At 30.1% G+C, this 21,172-nt stretch carries 22 protein-coding genes; 15 read left to right on the plus strand and 7 right to left on the minus strand.

Annotated elements, in window-relative coordinates; genetic code table 11:
- Positions 1-133 precede the first annotated feature (133 nt).
- From tig to yihA, 6 genes are all read left to right on the plus strand, one after another.
- Positions 134-1,420: a trigger factor gene (tig, locus tag AB4Y15_RS02220; RefSeq protein WP_427338194.1), complete on the plus strand. Its 1,287-nt coding sequence runs from the start codon at positions 134-136 to the stop codon at positions 1,418-1,420.
- 24 nt (positions 1,421-1,444) lie between these two features.
- Positions 1,445-2,029, plus strand: a complete 585-nt coding sequence (gene clpP / locus AB4Y15_RS02225) for an ATP-dependent Clp endopeptidase proteolytic subunit ClpP (protein WP_427338196.1) — start codon at positions 1,445-1,447, stop codon at positions 2,027-2,029.
- 19 nt (positions 2,030-2,048) lie between these two features.
- Positions 2,049-3,326, plus strand: a complete 1,278-nt coding sequence (gene clpX / locus AB4Y15_RS02230; RefSeq protein ID WP_427338197.1) for an ATP-dependent Clp protease ATP-binding subunit ClpX — start codon at positions 2,049-2,051, stop codon at positions 3,324-3,326.
- Between the two features lie 122 nt (positions 3,327-3,448).
- Positions 3,449-4,264, plus strand: a complete 816-nt coding sequence (locus tag AB4Y15_RS02235) for a CPBP family intramembrane glutamic endopeptidase (protein ID WP_427338198.1) — start codon at positions 3,449-3,451, stop codon at positions 4,262-4,264.
- Positions 4,265-4,317: 53 nt separating this feature from the next.
- Entirely contained in the window at positions 4,318-6,672 is a 2,355-nt protein-coding gene (gene lon / locus AB4Y15_RS02240) for an endopeptidase La (RefSeq protein ID WP_427338199.1), read from the plus strand.
- A complete protein-coding gene (gene yihA / locus AB4Y15_RS02245) occupies positions 6,662-7,252 on the plus strand; it encodes a ribosome biogenesis GTP-binding protein YihA/YsxC (protein ID WP_427338200.1) in 591 nt (196 codons plus the stop codon). Before lon ends, yihA begins: the two co-directional genes overlap by 11 nt.
- 41 nt (positions 7,253-7,293) lie before the next feature.
- Here the strand turns inward: yihA and AB4Y15_RS02250 are convergent, their stop codons facing one another.
- The 4 genes from AB4Y15_RS02250 to rd form a co-directional block, all read right to left on the minus strand.
- Positions 7,294-7,509, minus strand: a complete 216-nt coding sequence (locus AB4Y15_RS02250; RefSeq protein ID WP_427338201.1) for a hypothetical protein — start codon at positions 7,507-7,509, stop codon at positions 7,294-7,296.
- A 25-nt stretch (positions 7,510-7,534) separates the two neighbouring features.
- Positions 7,535-8,251 (minus strand): hypothetical protein, encoded by a 717-nt coding sequence (locus AB4Y15_RS02255; protein ID WP_427338203.1) that lies wholly within the window; start codon positions 8,249-8,251, stop codon positions 7,535-7,537.
- Positions 8,252-8,468: 217 nt separating this feature from the next.
- Positions 8,469-8,705, minus strand: coding sequence for an EamA family transporter (locus AB4Y15_RS02260; RefSeq protein WP_427338453.1), 237 nt, complete (start codon positions 8,703-8,705; stop codon positions 8,469-8,471).
- Positions 8,706-8,913: 208 nt separating this feature from the next.
- Positions 8,914-9,075 carry a rubredoxin gene (gene rd, locus AB4Y15_RS02265; RefSeq protein WP_427338204.1) on the minus strand — a complete coding sequence of 54 codons (162 nt, stop codon included), beginning with the start codon at positions 9,073-9,075 and terminating at the stop codon, positions 8,914-8,916.
- Between the two features lie 318 nt (positions 9,076-9,393).
- Between rd and AB4Y15_RS02270 the strand changes: the two genes are divergently transcribed.
- The 3 genes from AB4Y15_RS02270 (at position 9,394) to AB4Y15_RS02280 (ending at position 11,350) form a co-directional block, all read left to right on the plus strand.
- Positions 9,394-9,804 carry an ATP-binding protein gene (locus AB4Y15_RS02270; RefSeq protein WP_427338206.1) on the plus strand — a complete coding sequence of 137 codons (411 nt, stop codon included), beginning with the start codon at positions 9,394-9,396 and terminating at the stop codon, positions 9,802-9,804.
- A gap of 212 nt (positions 9,805-10,016) precedes the next feature.
- A complete protein-coding gene (locus AB4Y15_RS02275) occupies positions 10,017-10,415 on the plus strand; it encodes a secondary thiamine-phosphate synthase enzyme YjbQ (protein ID WP_427338207.1) in 399 nt (132 codons plus the stop codon).
- Positions 10,416-10,474: 59 nt separating this feature from the next.
- Positions 10,475-11,350 (plus strand): hypothetical protein, encoded by an 876-nt coding sequence (locus AB4Y15_RS02280; protein WP_427338208.1) that lies wholly within the window; start codon positions 10,475-10,477, stop codon positions 11,348-11,350.
- A gap of 142 nt (positions 11,351-11,492) precedes the next feature.
- Here AB4Y15_RS02280 and AB4Y15_RS02285 read toward each other — a convergent pair whose 3' ends face one another.
- Complete coding sequence (locus AB4Y15_RS02285; RefSeq protein ID WP_427338209.1) at positions 11,493-12,368, minus strand: DMT family transporter; 876 nt, start codon at positions 12,366-12,368, stop codon at positions 11,493-11,495.
- A 161-nt stretch (positions 12,369-12,529) separates the two neighbouring features.
- On the opposite strand from AB4Y15_RS02285, the gene AB4Y15_RS02290 reads away from it, so the two are divergent.
- Positions 12,530-12,916, plus strand: a complete 387-nt coding sequence (locus tag AB4Y15_RS02290; RefSeq protein WP_427338210.1) for an ATP-binding protein — start codon at positions 12,530-12,532, stop codon at positions 12,914-12,916.
- 41 nt (positions 12,917-12,957) lie between these two features.
- Here AB4Y15_RS02290 and AB4Y15_RS02295 read toward each other — a convergent pair whose 3' ends face one another.
- Entirely contained in the window at positions 12,958-13,164 is a 207-nt protein-coding gene (locus tag AB4Y15_RS02295; protein ID WP_427338211.1) for an ATP-binding protein, read from the minus strand.
- 115 nt (positions 13,165-13,279) lie between these two features.
- Positions 13,280-14,119, minus strand: coding sequence for a helix-turn-helix transcriptional regulator (locus AB4Y15_RS02300; RefSeq protein ID WP_427338212.1), 840 nt, complete (start codon positions 14,117-14,119; stop codon positions 13,280-13,282).
- Between the two features lie 210 nt (positions 14,120-14,329).
- On the opposite strand from AB4Y15_RS02300, the gene yiaY reads away from it, so the two are divergent.
- The 5 genes from yiaY (at position 14,330) to ftcD (ending at position 21,170) form a co-directional block, all read left to right on the plus strand.
- Entirely contained in the window at positions 14,330-15,484 is a 1,155-nt protein-coding gene (gene yiaY / locus AB4Y15_RS02305; RefSeq protein WP_427338213.1) for an L-threonine dehydrogenase, read from the plus strand.
- 150 nt (positions 15,485-15,634) lie between these two features.
- Positions 15,635-16,180, plus strand: coding sequence for an HD domain-containing protein (locus tag AB4Y15_RS02310; protein ID WP_427338214.1), 546 nt, complete (start codon positions 15,635-15,637; stop codon positions 16,178-16,180).
- Positions 16,181-16,457: 277 nt separating this feature from the next.
- The gene (locus AB4Y15_RS02315) at positions 16,458-18,137 is read left to right on the plus strand and encodes a formate--tetrahydrofolate ligase (protein ID WP_427338215.1); all 1,680 of its coding nucleotides are present in this window, start codon (positions 16,458-16,460) and stop codon (positions 18,135-18,137) included.
- A gap of 15 nt (positions 18,138-18,152) precedes the next feature.
- Positions 18,153-20,198 (plus strand): urocanate hydratase, encoded by a 2,046-nt coding sequence (gene hutU, locus AB4Y15_RS02320; protein WP_427338216.1) that lies wholly within the window; start codon positions 18,153-18,155, stop codon positions 20,196-20,198.
- Positions 20,199-20,264: 66 nt separating this feature from the next.
- On the plus strand, positions 20,265-21,170 hold the full coding sequence (gene ftcD, locus AB4Y15_RS02325; RefSeq protein ID WP_427338218.1) for a glutamate formimidoyltransferase: 906 nt from the start codon (positions 20,265-20,267) through the stop codon (positions 21,168-21,170).
- Positions 21,171-21,172: the final 2 nt, after the last annotated feature.

Genomic DNA, 21,172 nt, shown 5'->3' on the forward strand with positions numbered 1-21,172 from the left:
TATTTAAAATTATCCACAGTTTAACAAGGAATATAATTTCCTTATGGATTATAAAAATGGCATCAAAAGGCGATAATTACTAATTGAAGACAGAAAATAAAAATTACATAAAAAGGAACGAGGAGGAACGAGAATGAATTCAGAAATCATTAAAAAAGAAAATTATAATGTAACTTTGAAAATTGAAATTGATGAAAAGAAATTTCAAGAGGGAGTTCAAAAAGCGTATTTAAAGAACAGACATAAGTTCAATATACCAGGATTCAGAAAAGGTAAAGCTCCAAGAAAAATTATAGAGGCAAGATATGGAGAAGGAATATTTTATGAAGATGCTATAAACATTGTTTTCCCTGAAGCATATAATGAAGCGATAAAAAAACACAACTTAAAGCCAGTAGACAGACCAGTAATTGATATAGAGCAAATCGAAAGCGGTAAGCCGGTAGTATTTACAGCAGAAGTAGTAGTTAAGCCAGAAGTTAAGTTAGGTGATTATAAAGGTATAGAAATTGAAAAGGTAGAGTATAATGTTACAGAAAAAGATGTTGAAAATGAATTGAAATCAATGCAAGAAAAAAATGCTAGATTAGTAGAAGTAACAGATAGACCAGCAAAAGAAGGAGATATATTAACAATTGATTATGAAGGATATGTAGATGGAGAGAAATTTGAAGGAGGTACTGCATATAATCAGGTATTAGAGATTGGCTCAGGTAGATTTATACCTGGTTTTGAAGAACAATTGGTTGGTAAGAATAAAGATGAAGAATTCGAAATAAATGTGAAGTTTCCAGAAGAATATCATGTAGAAAACCTTGCTGGTAAAGACGCTACATTCAAGATAAAAATACATGAAATTAAAGAAAAAGATTTACCTGAATTAGATGATGAATTTGCAAAAGATGTTAGTGAATTTGATACTTTAGATGAATTAAAGGAAGATATTAAGAAAAGATTAGAAAAACAAGCTAAAGACAGAGAAAAATCTGAAAAAGAAAATAGAGTAATAGAAAAAGTTGTAGAAGCAGCAGAAGTTGATATACCAGAAGTAATGATTGAAAATGAAGTAGATTATCAAATAAGAAATTTTGAGTTTACTTTAAGATATCAAGGATTAGATTTAAATAAATACTTAGAATTAACAAATACTAAGATAGAAGATTTAAAAGAAAAATTCAGACCAGAAGCTGAAAAGGCAGTAAAAGCAGAATTAGTTTTAGAAGCAATAGCTGAGAAAGAAAATATAAAGGAGACAGAAGAAGATTTAGATGAAGAATTAAAGAAGATTGCTGCTGGGTACGGACAAGATTTTGAAGAATTTAAGAAAAACATAAGAGAGGAAGATTTAGAATACATTAAAGAGGGTATAATTAGAAGGAAAACTGTCGAGTTTTTAGTAGAAAATGCTAAATTCCAGTAAATTTTTAACCGGGAGGGATAATCTATGGCATTAGTGCCAATTGTTGTAGAGCAGACTAATAGAGGTGAGAGATCATACGATATTTATTCTAGACTATTAAAAGAAAGGATTATTTTTATAACTGATGAAATCAATGATACAACTGCGAGTTTAGTAGTAGCTCAGCTGTTATTCTTAGAAGCAGAGGATCCTGATAAAGATATTCAACTTTATATAAATAGTCCGGGAGGTTCTATAACTGCAGGTTTTGCAATTTATGATACAATGCAGTATATTAAGCCTGATGTTTCAACAATATGTATAGGAATGGCAGCTAGTATGGGGGCGTTCTTGCTTGCGGCTGGAGCTAAAGGTAAGAGATTTGCACTTCCTAATGCTGAAGTCATGATACATCAGCCTTTAGGAGGAACTAGAGGTCAGGCTGAAGATATCAGAATACATGCTGAGAGAATAATTAAAATGAGAGAGAATATAAATAGAATTTTGAGCGAAAGAACGGGTCAATCATATGAAAGAATTTCAAAAGATACAGATAGAGATTTCTTCATGTCAGCATATGAAGCAAAGGAATACGGATTAATAGATGATGTAATAACTTTTAGGAAATAACATTAAGAGAGGTGTCATAATGTCAAGATTTGAAAAAAAACAGCTTAAATGTTCTTTTTGCGGAAAAACTCAAGACCAAGTTAGAAGATTAATTGCAGGACCTAATGTGTATATTTGTGACGAGTGTATTGAGTTATGTCAAGAGATAATTGATGAAGAATTTGAAGAAGTAATGGAATTTGATTTAAATGAGCTTCCTAAACCAAAAGAAATAAAAGAAATATTAGACCAATATGTAATAAAGCAAGATCGAGCAAAAAGAGCATTGGCTGTTGCGGTGTATAATCATTACAAACGCATAAATAGAAAGACTACTGATCAAGATGTCGAATTACAAAAGAGTAATATTATACTTATTGGTCCTACAGGTTCTGGTAAGACACTACTTGCTCAGACTCTTGCTAAAATTTTAAATGTTCCTTTTGCTATAGCTGACGCTACTTCTTTAACTGAGGCAGGATATGTCGGAGAAGATGTTGAAAATATTTTGCTTAAATTAATACAAGCAGCAGATTATGATATTGAAAGAGCAGAGAAAGGTATTATTTATATAGATGAGATTGACAAGATAGCAAGAAAATCTGATAATCCATCGATTACCAGAGATGTTAGTGGTGAAGGTGTTCAGCAAGCACTTCTTAAAATTTTAGAAGGGACAGTAGCTAGCGTTCCTCCTCAAGGAGGAAGGAAACACCCTCATCAAGAGTTTATTCAAATAGATACTACTAACATCCTTTTCATAGTTGGTGGAGCATTTGATGGTATAGAAAATATAATACAAAAAAGAATAGGTAAGAAGTCTATGGGCTTCGGAGCTGAAATACAAAGTAAACAAGAGAAAGATGTAGGAGAACTATTAAAACAAATTGAACCTGGAGATTTATTGAAATATGGACTTATTCCAGAGTTCGTAGGAAGAATACCAGTTATAGTTACATTAGAGCAGCTTGATAAGGAAGCTTTGAAAGATATTCTTACTAAGCCTAAAAATGCTATTATTAAGCAGTATAAAGAGTTATTCAGAATGGATGATGTTGAACTTGAATTTGATGATGAAGCTTTAGAAGTAGTGGCTCAAAAAGCTATTGAAAGGAAAACTGGTGCTAGAGGGTTAAGAGGTATTCTAGAAGAAATTATGCTAGATATTATGTATGAAATACCTTCTAGAAACGATATTAAAAAATGTATTATTACTAAAGATACTATCTTAAATAAATCTAAACCTACTTTTGTTTTAGCAGAAAAGAAAAAGAGAAGGACTAGAAAAAAGCAAGATAATAAAGAGTCTGTATCATAAAATGTCCGCTTATGCGGACATTTTTCCTATTTAAAACTCTTTTTAAATGATAAAACTTATTTTTAATTGAAAGTTGTGTTATTTTTGATAAAATATTATTGTATACCTTTGGGGGGATTTATGTGGGTGCATTATCGTATGTGAAGTTTATTTTTACAATACTTTTGATAATAATTCTTTTAAAGCAGTATGTAGAAATGTGGATTCTTTTAGATAAATTTAATCAAAAAGTGCTTAAATATACACTGCCTATTTGTGAAATTCTCCTTTTGCTTTTTTATGATGGGCTTTTCTTATTCCCTTCTGTTATGGTATTCTTAATTTTAATATATAGATATAATATATTGGATAATAAGACATTTAAGACTTTTTATCCTATTAGCAAACTTAAGTTTAATGTAAATATTAACTCCATTTTACAGGTTGTTTTCTTATCACCATTTTTATTTTTTATATTTCAAGCAATAATTAGTTTTAATTTAGATAGTAGTGGAAATAATTTAATTTATCAAAAACAATTTATTGACTATTTAACGTTTTTTGTATTAACATCTATAATAGCCCCAGTAGTAGAAGAGTTTACTTTTAGAGTATTGATATACGATAATTGGCTTTCAAGTCTATTTAATAAAAAGATTGTTGCAGTATTAATTTCTTCTGTTATTTTCGCTTTTACTCACTTTGATTATAAAACATATATTTATACGTTTGTAACAGGTGTAACATTATGTTTTATATATGATATTTATGGGTATTTAGGTTCAGTAACTTTACATATGCTTTTTAATATATATTCATTTTTAGGAATGTCAGGTATTAATATAGAGTGGAAAAATTTATTTATAGTATCTTTTATTTCACTATCTATATTAGTTATAAACTATAATGTGAATTATGGACTAAAAGTTTTGCAGAAAAGAAAGAATATAGTTAGATAGATGTAAGTTATGACTATATATTATTGATTTGCACACTTAAAGGAGTTGATGTTATGGAAGAAAACAAGGTAGTAAACAGAAAAAGAGTAATACCTCTTATACCATTAAGAGGACTTTCTGTATTTCCATATATGGTAATGCATTTTGATGTTGGTAGAGATAAATCTATTAATGCTTTAGAACAGGCTATGGTAAATAATTCACTTATTTTTCTTACATCTCAAAAAGAAGCTAATGTAGATATGCCGTCAGCAGAAGATTTTTACCATGTAGGAACGGTATGTAAGATTAAGCAGATGTTAAAGCTTCCAGGAGACGCTATTAGAGTTTTAGTTGAAGGAATTAATAGAGGGAAAATCATAGAAATTTTAAAAGAAGACCCATATTTTGAGGTAGAGATAGAGGAATTTATTTACGATACTGAAAAGGAAAAGGATATAGAAACAGAGGCTATGATGAGGCTTGTATTAGAAGCTTTTGAGGAGTATGTTAAAGTTGGTAATAAGGTTTCTCCGGATGTAGTGATTACAGTTTCTGAAATTAGTGAACCAGGAAGATTAGCAGATGTTATAGCATCTTATATTCAATTAAAACCAGAGGATAAACAGAAAATATTAGAAGCTTTTGACCCTTATGAAAGATTAGAAACTCTATACATAATTTTAAAAGAAGAAATAGAAGTATTGGAAATTGAAGAAAAGATATACCAAAGAGTTAGAAAACAAATAAACAAATTACAGAAGGAATATTATCTTAAAGAGCAGTTAAAGGCTATACAGAAAGAATTAGGAGAAGATGATGGAATAGAAGCTGAAGTTGAAGAGTATAAGAAGAAAATAAATAAAATAAAAATGCCAAAAGAAGTAAAAGAAAAGGCATTAAAGGAAGCAGACAGATTATTAAAATTATCTCCTGCATCAGCAGAGACTGGTGTTATAAGAAACTATTTAGAGTGGATTATTGAGCTTCCTTGGGATAAGAAGACTAAAGATAGAATTGATATTAAAAAGTCTAGAGAAATATTAGATGAAGACCATTATGGTCTTAAAGATGTTAAAGAGAGAATTCTTGAGTATCTGGCTATAAGACAGTTAGCAAAAAATATGAAAGGACCAATCTTATGTTTAGTTGGACCTCCTGGAGTTGGAAAGACTTCAATCGCTAAATCTATAGCTAGGTCTTTAAATAGAAAATTCGTTAGAATGTCTCTCGGTGGAGTAAGAGATGAAGCAGAAATTAGAGGACATAGAAGGACGTATGTAGGAGCTATACCGGGAAGAATAATATCTTCAATGAGAAAAGTAGGTTCAAAAAATCCTGTATTCTTATTTGATGAGATAGATAAATTAAGTAGTGATTTTAGAGGAGACCCAGCATCAGCATTATTAGAGGTTTTAGACCCTGAGCAGAATAATGCATTTATTGATCACTATCTAGAAGTACCTTTTGATTTATCGAAGGTTATGTTTATAACAACAGCGAATACAACATCTACAATTCCGAGACCACTACTTGACAGAATGGAAGTTATAAGAATATCTGGTTATACAGAAGAAGAAAAAGTACAGATAGCAATGAAGTATCTGTTACCTAAACAGATGAAAGAGCATGGCTTGAAAAAAGAAAACATAGTAATATCAGAAAATACTATAAGAGATATTATAAACAAATATACAAGAGAAGCTGGTGTTAGAAATCTTGAAAGAAATATAGCGAATATATGTAGAAAAGTCGCTAAAAAGATAGTAGAGGATAATGTAAAAACTGTAAGGATAAATAGTAACAATTTGCATAAATATTTGGGTATTCCTAAATTCAGATATGAAAAGGCAGCTGAGGAGCATCAGGTGGGAATAGCAACAGGACTAGCTTGGACTGCATTTGGTGGGGAAACTTTATCTATTGAAGTTAATTGTATGAATGGAACAGGTAAATTGCAGCTTACAGGGCAGCTTGGTGATGTAATGAAGGAATCGGCAATGGCAGGTATAAGTTATATCAGATCAAAGGCTAGTGAATTAGGCATAGAAGAAGATTTCTATAAAGAAAAGGATATACACATCCATGTTCCAGAAGGAGCTATTCCTAAAGATGGACCATCAGCAGGTATAACAATGGCTACTGCTGTAATATCCGCACTATCGAACATTCCAGTTAGAAGTGATGTAGCTATGACTGGTGAAATTACTTTAAGAGGTAGAGTGCTGCCAGTAGGTGGAATAAAAGAAAAAGTTTTAGCAGCACATAGAGCAGGTATTAAAAAGGTTATTTTACCTTGGGATAATAAAAAGGATATGGAAGAAATACCTGATAAAGTTAAGAGAAAATTAGAATTTGTATTGGTTAAGAATATGGATGAAGTATTAGAAAATGCCTTAGTGAAAGAGGATGATGGCAATGAAGATTAGAGATGTAAAATTATTAATTACAGCAGTAAATGAGAATCAGTATCCAAATGAAGGAGTAGTAGAGATAGCTTTAGCCGGAAGATCTAATGTAGGAAAGTCTTCGCTTATCAATGCTTTGATTAATAGAAGAAACTTTGCGAGAACTAGTTCTCAACCCGGAAAAACACAAACAATAAACTTTTACAGTATAAATGAAGAACTTAGATTAGTAGATTTACCTGGATATGGATATGCTAAGGTTTCAGTAAAAGAGAGAGAAAAATGGGGGAAGATGATAGAAAATTATTTAGTAAATAGGAAATCACTAAAAGAAGTTTTTCTTCTTTTAGATATCAGACATGCTCCAGGAGAACATGATAAGATGATGTATAATTGGATAAAATCCTTTGGCTATAAGGGAATAATTATAGCTACTAAAGCAGATAAAATTGCTAAAGGTAAGTGGCAAAAGCATATATCAATAATAGCAAAAGAGTTAGGAGTAGAAGATAGAAATTTAATAATACCATTTTCTGCAACTAAAAAGGTTAATGTAGATAAGGTATGGGAGATCATTGAGAATATTTTAGATAAATCTTAAATAGAAATTAAGAGGGACTTAAGCGTCCCTCTTTGATATTTTTATTTATCTTTTGAAAGTATAAGATAGAAACCTAAAACAAAAGCTATACCAATAAAAAGGTAAGCACTTAATGGCAAATAACGTGAAACTTCATTCCAAAAACTTCCAACTAGTTTATCTACGTGCATAGATACTTGTGCTAGCATGATAGTTAAAGTTAAAGTAAGCAACGATAAACAGATAATTAAAATACCAATTATTTTTCTGAATTTCATATATTTTTCATCTCCTAATTTCAAATCATTTCAAATTTATAATTTTTGTTTCGTTTTTAAATTTACTGTATTCAATAACTTTATATAGCCTATAGTTTCCATCAGGTGTTGGTTCATAATATTCTTCTCTATATGGGTGTGAAATTAATGACGAGTTATATAGTTTGTATTGAGATCTAGTATTTGGAGCCATATGGTATGTTATCTTTATTTTTGGAAGAATTGCTTCATAACAATAAACAATTTTAGTTTTTCCTGTAGGTTTGTAAATTGGTCTATTTTTTGTGTTATAGTATAACTCTTCTTGAATAACCTTACTTACTCTGTAATTTCTTTTAATATATGCCTTTATGTATTCATTTTTCTTTAATGGAGCAGATGTTTTAGCACCTGAAAAAGATTCACTTTTTCCAAATGAATATCCTAATGCAAATTCTACCTGCCTTTTTAGAAGAGTAAATGCAAAGGAGCCTGTATAAGTATGACTATAAGTGGTTGAATATGAAATAGTATCGGTTTCACCATTTCTTTGAGCTGGGTTACCTTCGTATATAAGGTTCCAATTTCCTTTTGTTTCAGTTTTTATATTTTTTATGATAGATTTTATTCGCCATGTATAACCCTCTGAATGTCTGCTATCTGGAGTAATATCGTCTATTTTAGGTGATGCAAAGACAGAGGTGTTTAAATATAGAGAGAGTAAAACAAACAACAAAATTTTGGAAATTGATTTAAAATTCACAAAATATCCCCCCAATTTAAAATTTATGTGTTTTAATTATAAAACAATTCAACATTGATGTCAATAATATACAAAACAACATTTTTATGGTTTATATGGACATTATATGATTTGTAAATGCGTAAATATGTAATAAAGAAACGATTTTTAATAAAAACTTAACATGTAACGCAAATTATATTTTATTTACAGTTAATATAAAATTAAATATTTTTATTTAACTTTTGCCAAATTTTATTTCGCTAACAATCATTCCTGTAAGAATAAATATACTTCCTAAAATTGCTTTAGATGTCATAACTTCACGAAGAAATATATAAGCAGATATAGTAGAAAAAACAGGTTCAGCTGTATATATTAAGGCAGTATGCGCAGGTGATGTAAACCTTTGCATAGTATTTTGAATTATGTATGCTCCAGATGCAGTTAAAATGCCTGTAATAAATATAGCTATCCATACATCTGTAGATTTAGGAATAATGAAATTTTTTGTAGATATATTATATGAAACTTTATAAAATTGTGTCAGAACAAAATCTTCGATTTAAATAAATTGAAGTTTCAATAAAATCAACATTAAATCTTTAAAATATAGGATTTTATTATAATTTCCTATGGATTATAAAAAAAGCTTCCAAAAGGAAGCTTTTTATGACATAATTTTATTCAACTTTTTCAAACATATCTTTGCCTACACCGCATATTGGACATACCCAATCATCTGGTATATCTTCAAATGCAGTTCCAGCAGCTATACCGCTATCTGGGTCTCCTTTCTCAGGGTCATAAATGTATCCACAAGCTACACATACATATTTATCCATTGCAAAATCTCCTTTCATGTATTTTCAATGTATTAAATACCCTGCTATAAAAATATTAAACATAAAAATTAGATATGTTAAAATAAAATCTATGAGTCAAAAATTTAAAATAGATTAACACATATTTATAAAATAAATATTTTGTCTGCAGCTTGAAAAATTTTTAAGGTTGACTTTTTTGAAGAAAAGTATTTATACTTTAATAAGGTTATAATGGTTATGTTTGTTTTATAAAAACTTTTAATTAACTGTTTGTCCAATTGGGTATAATAATCCCGTTAAAGTTATTAATAAAATAATTAAATGGGTGTGATTGTGTTGAAACTAATAATTAATAAGACCATTTCAAGTGATTTGTATAAAGCTAAAAATATTCTAGATGAAATAATTAATAAAGTTAATATGGCTATTTGTGACGAAGATATAATATTTGAAGTAAAACTTATTTTAAATGAACTTGTAGCAAATAGTATTATTCATGGTAATAAGCAAGATGAATGTAAAATAGTCAATGTTTATATAAAAATACAAAATGAACTAATAAGGATTGAAGTGACTGATGAAGGTAAAGGCATTGACTATGATATCGATGAGTATGATCCTATGGATTTAAAAATTGGTGGTAGAGGACTTGTGATAGTCAATGGATTAAGTGATGAGTTTTATATTGAAAAAAATAAAGTTATATCTATTAAATATTTAAAGAGGAAATCAAAATATATCATGTAATGTAAGTATTTACGATTTTTGATATATGTTTTTTATTTGTCTTTTGAAAGTATTAGGTAAGAACCTAAAATAAAAGATATACCAATAAAAAAATAAATACTTAATGGCAGATATTTTGAAAACTGGTTCCAATGTGAAATAATAGATTTGCATTTTTATGGTTGTTATGGGGATTATGTAATATACAAATATGCAATAAAGAGGTGATTGGGTTGATAAAAACTTTACAGATAAAGACAGAAAAGCATACAGAGTTTATAGATATAACAAGAAAAGTACAAGAAATAATAATGAGTTCAAAAGTTAAAAGTGGTGTTTGTTATATTTTTGTACCACATACAACAGCTGGAATAACAATAAACGAAAATGCCGATCCTGATGTAAAGTCTGATATGTTGATGGAGCTTAATAAAATAATACCGTTTGACGATAATTATAAGCATATTGAGGGGAACTCTTCAGCACATATAAAAGCTAGTTTATTGGGTTTTTCAGAAACAGTTTTTATAGAAGATGGACAATTATTATTGGGTACATGGCAAGGTATATATTTTTGTGAGTTTGATGGACCAAGATTTAGAAAGGTTTACGTAAAAATTATTGAAGATTAATTAGTAAAAGACATAAAAAATACGAAGATTGGGATATACTAACTCTGAGGTGATTTAAGTTGAGAAAGACAGTAAAGTTTAAAAGAATAATTTTTGTTTTAATACTTATTTTAATAATTTTACCAGTTAGTATATCCTGTAGTAAACAACAAGAAAAACCGTCGCCTAAAATAAACAAAGATGAAATACCTACTTCATTAAAGGCTATGGTAGAAGATGTAGAAAATATATTTAATGAAATAGAAAAGATAAAAGAAGAGAAAGAGATGGCAGCAGAAGATAAAAAGAAAGAAGAGGAAAAAAATAAACAGCAAAAAGATGAAAAACAAGATGAGTTAAAAGACAAAATGGGGCAATCAGAGAAAAAGTCTGAAGAAGGAAAAAAAGAGACAGATATAGAGGAGAAAATAAAAAAAGCGTGGGAAGCTGTAAATAAAGTAATTGTTAATGTTCATAAGAAATGGAATGATTACGAGTTAGACGTTGTAAAAGATGGTATAAGAGAAGAAGATATAAAGAAATTTGAAGAAGCTCTTGATAATTTGACAATTTCAGCAGATGCTAAAAATGAAATTAAATCTTTATTTGATGCAAATAATGTAACTTTGCGACTTTCGAACTTTTTAAATATGTATAAAGGAAATCCTGATGGTGAGGTTGCAAAATTAAAGTATAATATTAGACAGATACATTTGTACGGAGAAATTAATGAATGGGTTAAGGCTATCGAGATGTCAAAATACCTAGAACCTATTTTTGAAAGACTTAACCAAAAAATAAAATTAGACAAAAAAGATGAAAAACTTAAAGAAAAACTAAAAGATTCTATACAAGATTTAAAAAGTGTTATAGATAAAAAGAATGTTGAATTATTAAAAATTAAGAGAGATATAGCACTTCAAAATTTAGATACTTTAAAAGAAGCAGCTAAGTAGATTAAAATATTTAAAAGGCGTTTCGTATAAACGGAGCGCTTTTTACTATGAAATCAATCATTTTTTCAAACCTTTATTTGAAAATCTTAGAAAATATTGTATAATTTAATTGTACTTGTTATAATGGGGAGCTAAATACTACTTAGTTTTTGACTGAGCTTGTTAATTTATTAAACTTTATTTCACCAAGAATCATTCCTGTAAGAATAAATATACTTCCTAAAATTGCTTTAAATGTCATAACTTCATGAAGAAATATATAAGCAAATATAGCAGAAAAAACAGGTTCAGCTGTATATATTAAGGCAGTATGCGTAGGTGATGTAAACCTTTGCATAGTGTTTTGAATTATGTATGCTCCAGATGTAGCTAAAATGCCTGTAATAAATATAGCTATCCATACATCTGTAGACTTAGGAATAATGAAATTTTCTGTAGATAGAGAAAAAATTAAACTTAATATTCCGACAATTCCTATTTGTATAACCGCTAAAGCTATTGAGTCAACCTCTGTTGTGTATTTCCCAACTAGTATTATATGAAAGGCAAATGCAAAAGCACATATTAGAGTATAAAGGTCTCCTATATTGAGAGATAAATTTGAATTAAGAGTCATAAATCCAAGTCCTAGTATTGCTAGTAATACACCAATTATTGTTGATATATTCGGTATTTTTTTAAGGAGAATTGCAGAGAAAACTGGTACTAATACAACAGAAAAGCCAGTTATAAAACCAGATTTAGACGCTGTTGTATATAATAAACCAACAGTTTGGAATGCATATCCAGCAAATAGAACTATACCAATAATAGAACCTAAAAATAAAGTCTTTTTATTTAAATTTTTCATATTGTTAAAAAATATTAAAGAAGAAACTATAAAAGCAACAAAAAATCTGATAGTTAAGAAATTATATGTAGGGATATCTTTAAGAGCGTTTTTTGTTATTACGAAAGTGGATCCCCAAACGATTGTAACTAACAAAAGAGCTAAATCAGCTTTAAGTTGTTTTGACATATTAACCCTCCTAAAAGCTCATATAATACATTATATCATAAAAATTTTTAACAGTTTATATTATAATAATCTGATTTTAACATTTGATTAACTGTTTATCCATTGGGTATAATAGTCCCGTTAAAGTTATTAACAAATATAATTAGATGGGTGTGGTTGTGTTGAACCTAATAATTAATAAGACCATTTCAAGTGATTTGTATAAAGCTAAAAATATTCTAGATGAAATAATTAATAAAGTTAATATGGTTATCTGTGACGAAGATATAATATTTGAAGTAAAACTTATTTTAAATGAACTTGTAGCAAATAGTATTATTCATGGTAATAAGCAAGATGAATGCAAAATAGTCAATGTTTATATAAAAATACAGAATGAATTAATTAGGATTGAAGTGACTGATGAAGGTAAAGGCATTGACTATAATATCGATGAGTATGATCCTATGGATTTAAAAATTGGTGGTAGAGGACTTGTGATAGTCGATGGATTAAGTGATGAGTTTTATATTCAAAAAAATAAAGTTATATCTATTAAATATATATGAAAGCGGCCTTTGGCCGCTTTGTCATTAGTATTTTATATTGTCTATTTTTCAACCATTTCAACAGCTCTGTGAGGGCAATAGTTTACACATTTACCACAGCCAATACAAATATCAGGATCTACTTCAGGAGTAGATGCTCTAAAAAATCCTTCTCTTTTTTGTTTAACAGCATTAACTGGACATACTCTAACAACAGGGCAAAATGGTGATTGGTCGCATTTGTTTGGATTAATAACTGCTTTTTTCATAGATGAATCCCTCCTCTTCATATACCCCTCATGGGTATATTATAACATATAATATAAAATATTTGAAGAGAAAGAATTAAAATTATAAATCCTTTGAAACTTTCTTGAGAATCTTTTAATAAAAGTTTTTTTTGTACTGTTTTGGAGTAATACCATATTTATTTTTAAACAGTTTTATAAAATGTGAAATGCTTTCATAACCAACACTATATGCCACTTCTGTAACGTTATGCTCTTTTAAAAGTTCCTTTGCTTTTGATAACCTAATATTTTTCAAATAGTCTTTGGGTGAAATCCCTACTATTTTTTTGAAATACAAAGAGAAGTTTGATTCAGACATATTTAAGCTCCATGCTATGTCTTTTATATTTATAGCTTGGTTATAGTTTTCTTCCATATATCTAATAGCTTTATAAATGGGATTTTTATAATCTGTGTTTAATATTAGACTAGCCCCTTTTATTTTAAGTAGGTTATAAATAACTTCCTGAGCGTATAAATCTATTAAGAATTTTTTATTTTTATCTGAACTATTGTAAGTTTTTATAATCTTTGATATACAATTTTTTATTTCATTGTCGCTTGCAGCAATAAATAAATCATTATAAATTAATTTATCCGTTTCTATTTCTAAATCTAGAGATATTTTATTGCTGATGTTATAAATTAGGTCGCTATTTAGTTCTAAAACTAGTGCTTTGGTAGGAACATTTATTTCCATTTCGACACTAGAGTATGGAGGTAACAAGATAAATTGGTTACTATCGTATTTAAAAGTGCGATCATCATTAACTTTAACTTTTTTTTCACCTTCAATTATTGTGCAGAGTCTGTTGTATTCATATGATTTATACTTGCCCTTATATTTTTTAGTGAAATCATAATAAAAAATTCTTAAATAGTCTGTTTCAAATCCATCTAAAATTTCTAAATTCCTATCAAAGCTATTTAACATGTTATCACCTCTACTGTTACAATTCTGATAAGTTAAATTATATCATAAAATAATTACTACGTTAATTATTTATCAATATCTGATTATTGTGTATATTTTTTAAAATTTAGCTTATTTTTTAAAATTTTGAGTTAGTTTTTTAACAATGAATATTGTATTATCAAATTGTAAAAAATATTTTCAAAATAATAATTTTTGAGGAGGATAAAGATGGAAAAGACTTTCAGATTTTTTATGCCGCCTGTGAGTTTAATGGGACCTGGTTGTTTAAAAGAAGCAGGAAAAGAAATAAAATCTTTAGGGCTTAAGAAAGCTTTAATAGTAACTGATAAAGTATTAGTAGAAATTGGGTTAGTAAATAAATTAACAGAAGTATTAGATGCAGAGGGAATAGAATACGTTATTTATGATGGTACTCAACCTAATCCAACTGTTAAAAATGTAGAAGATGGATTAAAATTATTAAAAGAGAATGCTTGTGATTTCATTATATCTTTTGGTGGAGGTTCTCCTCATGATTGTGCTAAAGGTATAGGTTTAGTTGCTACAAATGGAGGTTCAATTAAAGACTATGAAGGTGTAAATAAATCAACTAAGCCAATGTTACCTTTAGTGGCAGTAAATACAACTGCTGGAACAGCAAGTGAAATGACAAGATTCTGCATTATAACAGATGAAGAAAGACACATAAAAATGGCTATTGTAGACTGGCGTACAACACCTAACTTAGCAGTAAATGATCCTTTATTAATGTTAGAAATGCCTAAATCATTAACTGCTGCTACAGGAATGGATGCTTTAACACACGCAGTAGAAGCTTATGTATCAACTGAAGCTACTCCTATAACTGATGCTTGTGCATTAAAGGCGATTGAGCTAATTTCTCAATATTTGAGAAAAGCAGTTGAAGATGGTCAAGACCGCGAAGCAAGAGATAAAATGGCTTATGCTGAATTTTTAGCTGGTATGGCTTTTAATAATGCAAGTTTAGGTTATGTTCATGCTATGGCTCACCAGCTAGGAGGTTTCTATGATTTACCACACGGAGTATGTAATGCGGTATTATTACCTCACGTTCAAGAATATAATGCTAAGGTAGTGCCTGAGAGACTAGCAGATATAGCTAAGGCTATGGGAGAAAATATAGAAGGTCTTTCAGTAGAAGAAGCAGCTAAAAAAGCTATAGAAGCAATCAAAAAATTATCTGCTGATGTAGGTATTCCATCAGGATTAAAGGAATTAGGAGCTAAAGAAGAAGATATAAAAACACTTTCAGAAAACGCATTAAAAGATGCGTGTGGATTTACAAATCCAAAACAAGCAAGTTTAGAAGAAATTATGGAAATATATAGAAGAGCAATGTAATAAGAAAATAAAACCGAGGCAATGAACCACCAAGACAATGGGTTAGGTTCATTGCCTTATTTTTTAACTAAAAATAATAAATTTGCATTTTTATAGTTGTTATGGATATTATGTAATATATAAATATGCAATAAAGGAGCGATAATTATTATGATTGAGCGTGCTATTGAAGTAGCAGCTAAGGCTCATAAAAATCAAACTAGAAAATGTACAGATATTCCATATATTACACACCCGTATACAGTAGGCATGATGCTTTTAAGAGAGGGATTATCGGAAGAGATAGTTGCTGCTGGAATTTTACATGATACTGTAGAAGACACATCTATTACATTAGAATTTATACAAAAAGAATTTGGTGAAAAAGTAGCTAAAATTGTAAAGGGATGCTCGGAACCTGATAAAACATTACCATGGGAAGATAGAAAAAAACATACTATTGAATATCTAAAGACTGCTTCATTTGAAGAACAGGTTGTTTCATGTGCAGATAAATTACATAATGTTAGTACTATGTATGAATCATATAAAAAAATGGGTGAAAAAGTATGGCAGCGATTTAAAAGAGGCAGAGATAAACAAGAGTGGTATTATAGAAGTCTGGTAGATGTGTTGTGTACAGAAGAGAACTTAAATAGTGGCATAATTCTTTTTAAAGAGTTTAAGAATATGGTTGATAAGATGTTTGGTAAGTAATTTGAAAAAGAAGATAAGTAAATGTCAAAAACTATTTAGTTTTTGCCCTTATTTTTTGTGCAAAAATATCAGAAAATTTTAAATTAATATTAAAATTAGACGAATTAGAGACGATAAAACATTATAATAACAACTAGAGAGAACAAAATCTTCGATTTAAATTAACTATAATGTAGATTTTGTTGAAATTTATAACGGAAATTATATTATTAATTATTCGCAGTTTAATAAGGTTTATAATTTCTTATAAATTTACAAAAAAGGAGAGGGTGGGAAAATGGTTAAAGTACCGAGTGATATTGAAATTGCACAAAATGCTAAAATGCAGCCAATCACAGAGGTTGCAAAAAAATGTAATATTTTAGAGGACGAATTGGAACTATACGGGAAGTATAAAGCAAAAGTATCATTAGATGTATTAAAAAGATTAGAAAATGAACCAGATGGAAAACTTATATTAGTTACAGCAATAAATCCAACTCCAGCAGGAGAAGGAAAAACTACAACAAACATAGGTTTAAGCATGGGATTAAATAAGATAGGTAAAAAAGCTATAACAACGCTTAGAGAACCTTCATTAGGTCCTTGCTTTGGTGTAAAGGGAGGAGCAGCAGGTGGAGGATATTCCCAGGTTGTTCCTATGGAAGATATAAATTTACATTTTACAGGAGATATCCATGCAATAACTACAGCACATAACCTATTGGCAGCATTACTTGATAACCATTTACATCAAGGAAACAAATTGAATATAGACCCTAGAAGAATTGTTTGGAAAAGGGTACTTGATATGAATGACCGTGCTTTAAGAAATATCGTAGTAGGATTAGGTGGAAGAGCAAACGGAGTTCCTAGAGAGGACGGATTCGACATAACTGTTGCTTCTGAAATTATGGCAATCCTTTGTTTAGCAACTAGTTTAGAAGATTTAAAAGAAAGAATAGGAAATATGATAGTAGCATATACATATGATAATAAACCAGTAACTGCAAACGATTTAGAGGCGACAGGAGCATTGACAATATTACTTAAAGATGCAATAAAACCAAATTTAGTACAAACATTAGAAAATACACCTGCATTTATACATGGAGGACCATTTGCAAATATCGCACACGGATGTAACAGTATCATGGCAACAAAACTTGCATTAAAATTAGCAGACTATGTTGTAACAGAAGCGGGATTTGGTGCTGATTTAGGTGCAGAAAAATTCTTTAATATTAAGTGTAGATTTGCAGGATTAAAACCAGATTGTGCTGTAATAGTGGCTACAGTAAGAGCACTTAAGAATCATGGGGGAGTGCCAAAAGATAAATTAAATGAAGAAAACCTTGAAGCTTTAGAAAAAGGTTTTGGAAATCTTGAAAAACATATAGAAAATGTTCAAAAATTTGGTGTTCCAGTTGTAGTAGCTATTAATGAATTCCCATCAGATACTGAAAAAGAGTTAAATCTATTATTCGATAAATGTAAAGAGGCCGGAGCAGAAGTAGTTTTATCAAAAGTATGGGCAAAAGGTGGAGAAGGTGGAATAGAACTTGCTAAGAAAGTTGTAGAAACTATAGAAAATAAACCTTCTAATTTCAAACCTCTATATGATGTTAATTTACCGATAAAAGAAAAAATAGAAATAATAGCTAAAGAAATTTATGGTGCAGACGGAGTTGACTTTACTAAGAAGTGTGAAAAACAAATTAAACAGATAGAGGAATTAGGATTGGATAAAATGCCTATATGTATGGCAAAAACTCAATATTCATTATCAGATGATCCAACATTAAAAGGAAGACCTACAGGCTTTAGAGTAACTGTTAGAGAAATAAAAGTATCCGCTGGAGCTAAATTCTTAGTAGCTTTAACAGGAGATATTATGACAATGCCAGGATTACCTAAAGTACCTGCAGCTAATAATATGGATATATCTAAAGATGGCGAAATAACTGGATTATTCTAATAAGGGAGGGATAAGATGATATCAAACATTGATATTTCCAAGGCAATGACTATTAAATTAGAGGATATGTTTGATGAATTACCAGAAATGCCGAAATTTGTTGAGGGTATAAGAAGAGCACCTAAAAGAGAATTTACATTAACACAAAAAGAAACAGAATTGGCATTAAAAAATGCATTAAGATATATACCTGAAAAGTGGCACGAAAAATTAGCGCCAGAGTTTTTAGAAGAGCTTTTAACTAGAGGTAGAATTTACGGTTATAGATTTAGACCAGAAGGCAATATAAAAGCAAAACCAATAGATGAATATAAGGGTAACTGTATAGAGGGAAAAGCATTTCAAGTTATGATAGACAATAACCTTGACTTTGATATAGCTCTTTATCCTTATGAGCTTGTTACTTATGGAGAAACAGGTCAGGTTTGTCAGAATTGGATGCAGTATAGACTTATTAAAAGATATCTTGAAGTAATGACTCAAGAACAAACATTAGTAATAGAATCAGGACATCCATTAGGGCTTTTCAAATCATCACCAGAAGCTCCAAGAGTAATAATTACAAATGCTTTAATGGTAGGTATGTTTGATGACCAAGAAAACTGGCATAGAGCAGCTGCATTAGGAGTTGCAAACTATGGTCAAATGACTGCTGGTGGATGGATGTATATAGGGCCTCAAGGTATTGTTCATGGTACTTATAATACAATACTTAATGCAGGTAGAATTAAATTCGGTTTGTCAGATGATGCAGATTTAAGCGGGCGTTTATATGTAACTTCTGGACTAGGTGGTATGAGCGGAGCTCAAGGTAAGGCGGCCCAAATAGCTAATGGTGTGGCAATTATTGCTGAAGTTGACTATTCAAGAATACAGACTAGATATGAGCAAGGATGGGTAAGTAAAGTAGTAGATAATCCAGAAGAAGCATTCAAACTAGCTAAAGAATATATGGATAGAAAAGAAGGTATTGCAATAGCTTTCTATGGTAATATTGTAGATTTATTAGAATATGCGGTTGAAAATAATATAGATATAGACCTTCTTTCCGACCAAACATCATGCCATGCAGCATATGATGGAGGATACTGTCCACAAGGATTAACATTTGAAGAGAGAACAGAACTTCTTAAGACCAATAAAGCTAAATTCAGAGAATTAGTAGACAAGTCATTAAAACGTCATTTTGAATTAATAAAGACTTTAGTTGATAGAGGAGCTTATTTCTTTGACTATGGTAATAGCTTTATGAAAGCTGTATATGATGCAGGAGTTAAAGAAATATGTAAAAATGGTGTAGATGAAAGAGATGGATTTATATTCCCATCATATGTAGAGGATATAATGGGACCACTTCTATTCGATTATGGATATGGTCCATTTAGATGGGTTTGTTTGAGCGGTAAGCGTGAAGATTTACTTAAAACAGATAAAGCTGCTATGGAATGTATAGACCCAAATAGAAGATTCCAGGATAGAGATAATTATGTATGGATAAGAGATGCAGATAAGAACAATTTAGTTGTAGGTACTCAAGCTAGAATATTATACCAAGATGCAATGGGAAGGATGAAAATAGCACTTAAATTTAATGAGATGGTAAGAAAAGGTGAAATTGGACCTGTAATGATTGGTAGAGATCACCACGATACTGGAGGAACAGATTCACCATTTAGAGAAACTGCTAATATAAAAGACGGTAGTAACATAATGGCTGAAATGGCTACACAATGCTTTGCAGGAAATGCCGCAAGAGGTATGAGTCTTGTAGCACTTCATAATGGTGGTGGAGTAGGAATAGGTAAAGCTATTAATGGTGGTTTCGGATTGGTTCTAGATGGAAGTGAAAGAGTAGACAATATAATTAAAAGAGCTATGCCATGGGACGTTATGGGTGGAGTAGCAAGACGTGCATGGGCTAGAAATAAAAATTCTATTGAAACTTGTATTGAATATAACAAAATGAATGAAGGAACAGATCATATTACAATTCCATATATTCCTGATGAAGATTTAATAAAAGGGCTTGTTGATGAAGCGTTTAAAAAAATGAATAAATAATCTGTATGAGGGGCGTTAAGTCCCTCATATTGCTGATAAGAATTTAAACTTAAGGAGGAGATATTTATGGCAGCTATGAAAAAGATAATAGAATGTGTACCTAATTTTAGTGAAGGTAGAGATTTAGAAAAGATAGAGAAAATAGTAAATCCGTTCAGAGGAAAAGATGGAGTTAAACTTCTAGATTATCAAAGAGATGAGGATCATAATAGATTGGTTGTTACAGTGGTTGGAGAGCCAGAACCTCTTAAAGAAGCAGTTATTGAGGCAATGGGAGTTGCTATTCGTGAAATTGATATGACGAAGCATCAGGGACAGCATCCAAGAATGGGAGCTATAGATGTTGTACCTTTTATACCTATTAAAAATGTAAGCATGACAGAAGCTATTGAATTATCAAAAGAAGTAGCTAAAGAAGCTGCTGAAAAGTATAATTTACCTATATTCTTATACGAAAAATCAGCTACGAGACCAGAAAGGCAAAATCTTGCTAAGATAAGAAAAGGCGAATTTGAGGGTATGGAAGAAAAACTCAAAGATCCAGATTGGAAGCCAGATTTTGGACCAGATAAAGTTCATCCAACAGCTGGAGTAACTGCTGTAGGAGCAAGAATGCCTCTAGTTGCATTCAATGTTAATCTATCTACAGATAATCTAGAAATAGCTAATCAAATAGCGAGAAGAGTTAGACATATAAGTGGTGGACTAAGATACTGCAAGGCCATAGGGATAGAACTTAAAGATAGAGGAATTGTCCAAGTTTCAATGAATATGACAGATTATACTAAAACAGCACTTTACAGAGTTTTTGAACTTATAAGAATAGAGGCAAGAAGATATGGCGTAAATATAGTTGGAAGTGAGATTATTGGCCTTGTACCAATGGAAGCGTTAATTGATACTGCTGTATATTACCTTGGCATAGAAGACTTCTCTATGGAGCAAATTCTAGAAACTAGAATAATGGAGTGATT

The organism is Caloranaerobacter longqiensis (assembly GCF_050286925.1).
Lineage (GTDB): Bacteria > Bacillota > Clostridia > Tissierellales > Thermohalobacteraceae > Caloranaerobacter.

Bases quoted from the DNA above. Each gene is read 5' to 3' on its own strand.
- tig (WP_427338194.1), top strand. From the start codon at position 134: ATGAATTCAGAAATCATTAAAAAAGAAAATTATAATGTAACTTTGAAA.
- clpP (WP_427338196.1), top strand. From the start codon at position 1,445: ATGGCATTAGTGCCAATTGTTGTAGAGCAGACTAATAGAGGTGAGAGA.
- clpX (WP_427338197.1), top strand. From the start codon at position 2,049: ATGTCAAGATTTGAAAAAAAACAGCTTAAATGTTCTTTTTGCGGAAAA.
- lon (WP_427338199.1), top strand. From the start codon at position 4,318: ATGGAAGAAAACAAGGTAGTAAACAGAAAAAGAGTAATACCTCTTATA.
- yihA (WP_427338200.1), top strand. From the start codon at position 6,662: ATGAAGATTAGAGATGTAAAATTATTAATTACAGCAGTAAATGAGAAT.
- AB4Y15_RS02250 (WP_427338201.1), bottom strand. From the start codon at position 7,509: ATGAAATTCAGAAAAATAATTGGTATTTTAATTATCTGTTTATCGTTG.
- rd (WP_427338204.1), bottom strand. From the start codon at position 9,075: ATGGATAAATATGTATGTGTAGCTTGTGGATACATTTATGACCCTGAG.
- AB4Y15_RS02285 (WP_427338209.1), bottom strand. From the start codon at position 12,368: ATGTCAAAACAACTTAAAGCTGATTTAGCTCTTTTGTTAGTTACAATC.
- AB4Y15_RS02295 (WP_427338211.1), bottom strand. From the start codon at position 13,164: ATGAAAAAAGCAGTTATTAATCCAAACAAATGCGACCAATCACCATTT.
- AB4Y15_RS02300 (WP_427338212.1), bottom strand. From the start codon at position 14,119: ATGTTAAATAGCTTTGATAGGAATTTAGAAATTTTAGATGGATTTGAA.
- yiaY (WP_427338213.1), top strand. From the start codon at position 14,330: ATGGAAAAGACTTTCAGATTTTTTATGCCGCCTGTGAGTTTAATGGGA.
- AB4Y15_RS02310 (WP_427338214.1), top strand. From the start codon at position 15,635: ATGATTGAGCGTGCTATTGAAGTAGCAGCTAAGGCTCATAAAAATCAA.
- AB4Y15_RS02315 (WP_427338215.1), top strand. From the start codon at position 16,458: ATGGTTAAAGTACCGAGTGATATTGAAATTGCACAAAATGCTAAAATG.
- hutU (WP_427338216.1), top strand. From the start codon at position 18,153: ATGATATCAAACATTGATATTTCCAAGGCAATGACTATTAAATTAGAG.
- ftcD (WP_427338218.1), top strand. From the start codon at position 20,265: ATGGCAGCTATGAAAAAGATAATAGAATGTGTACCTAATTTTAGTGAA.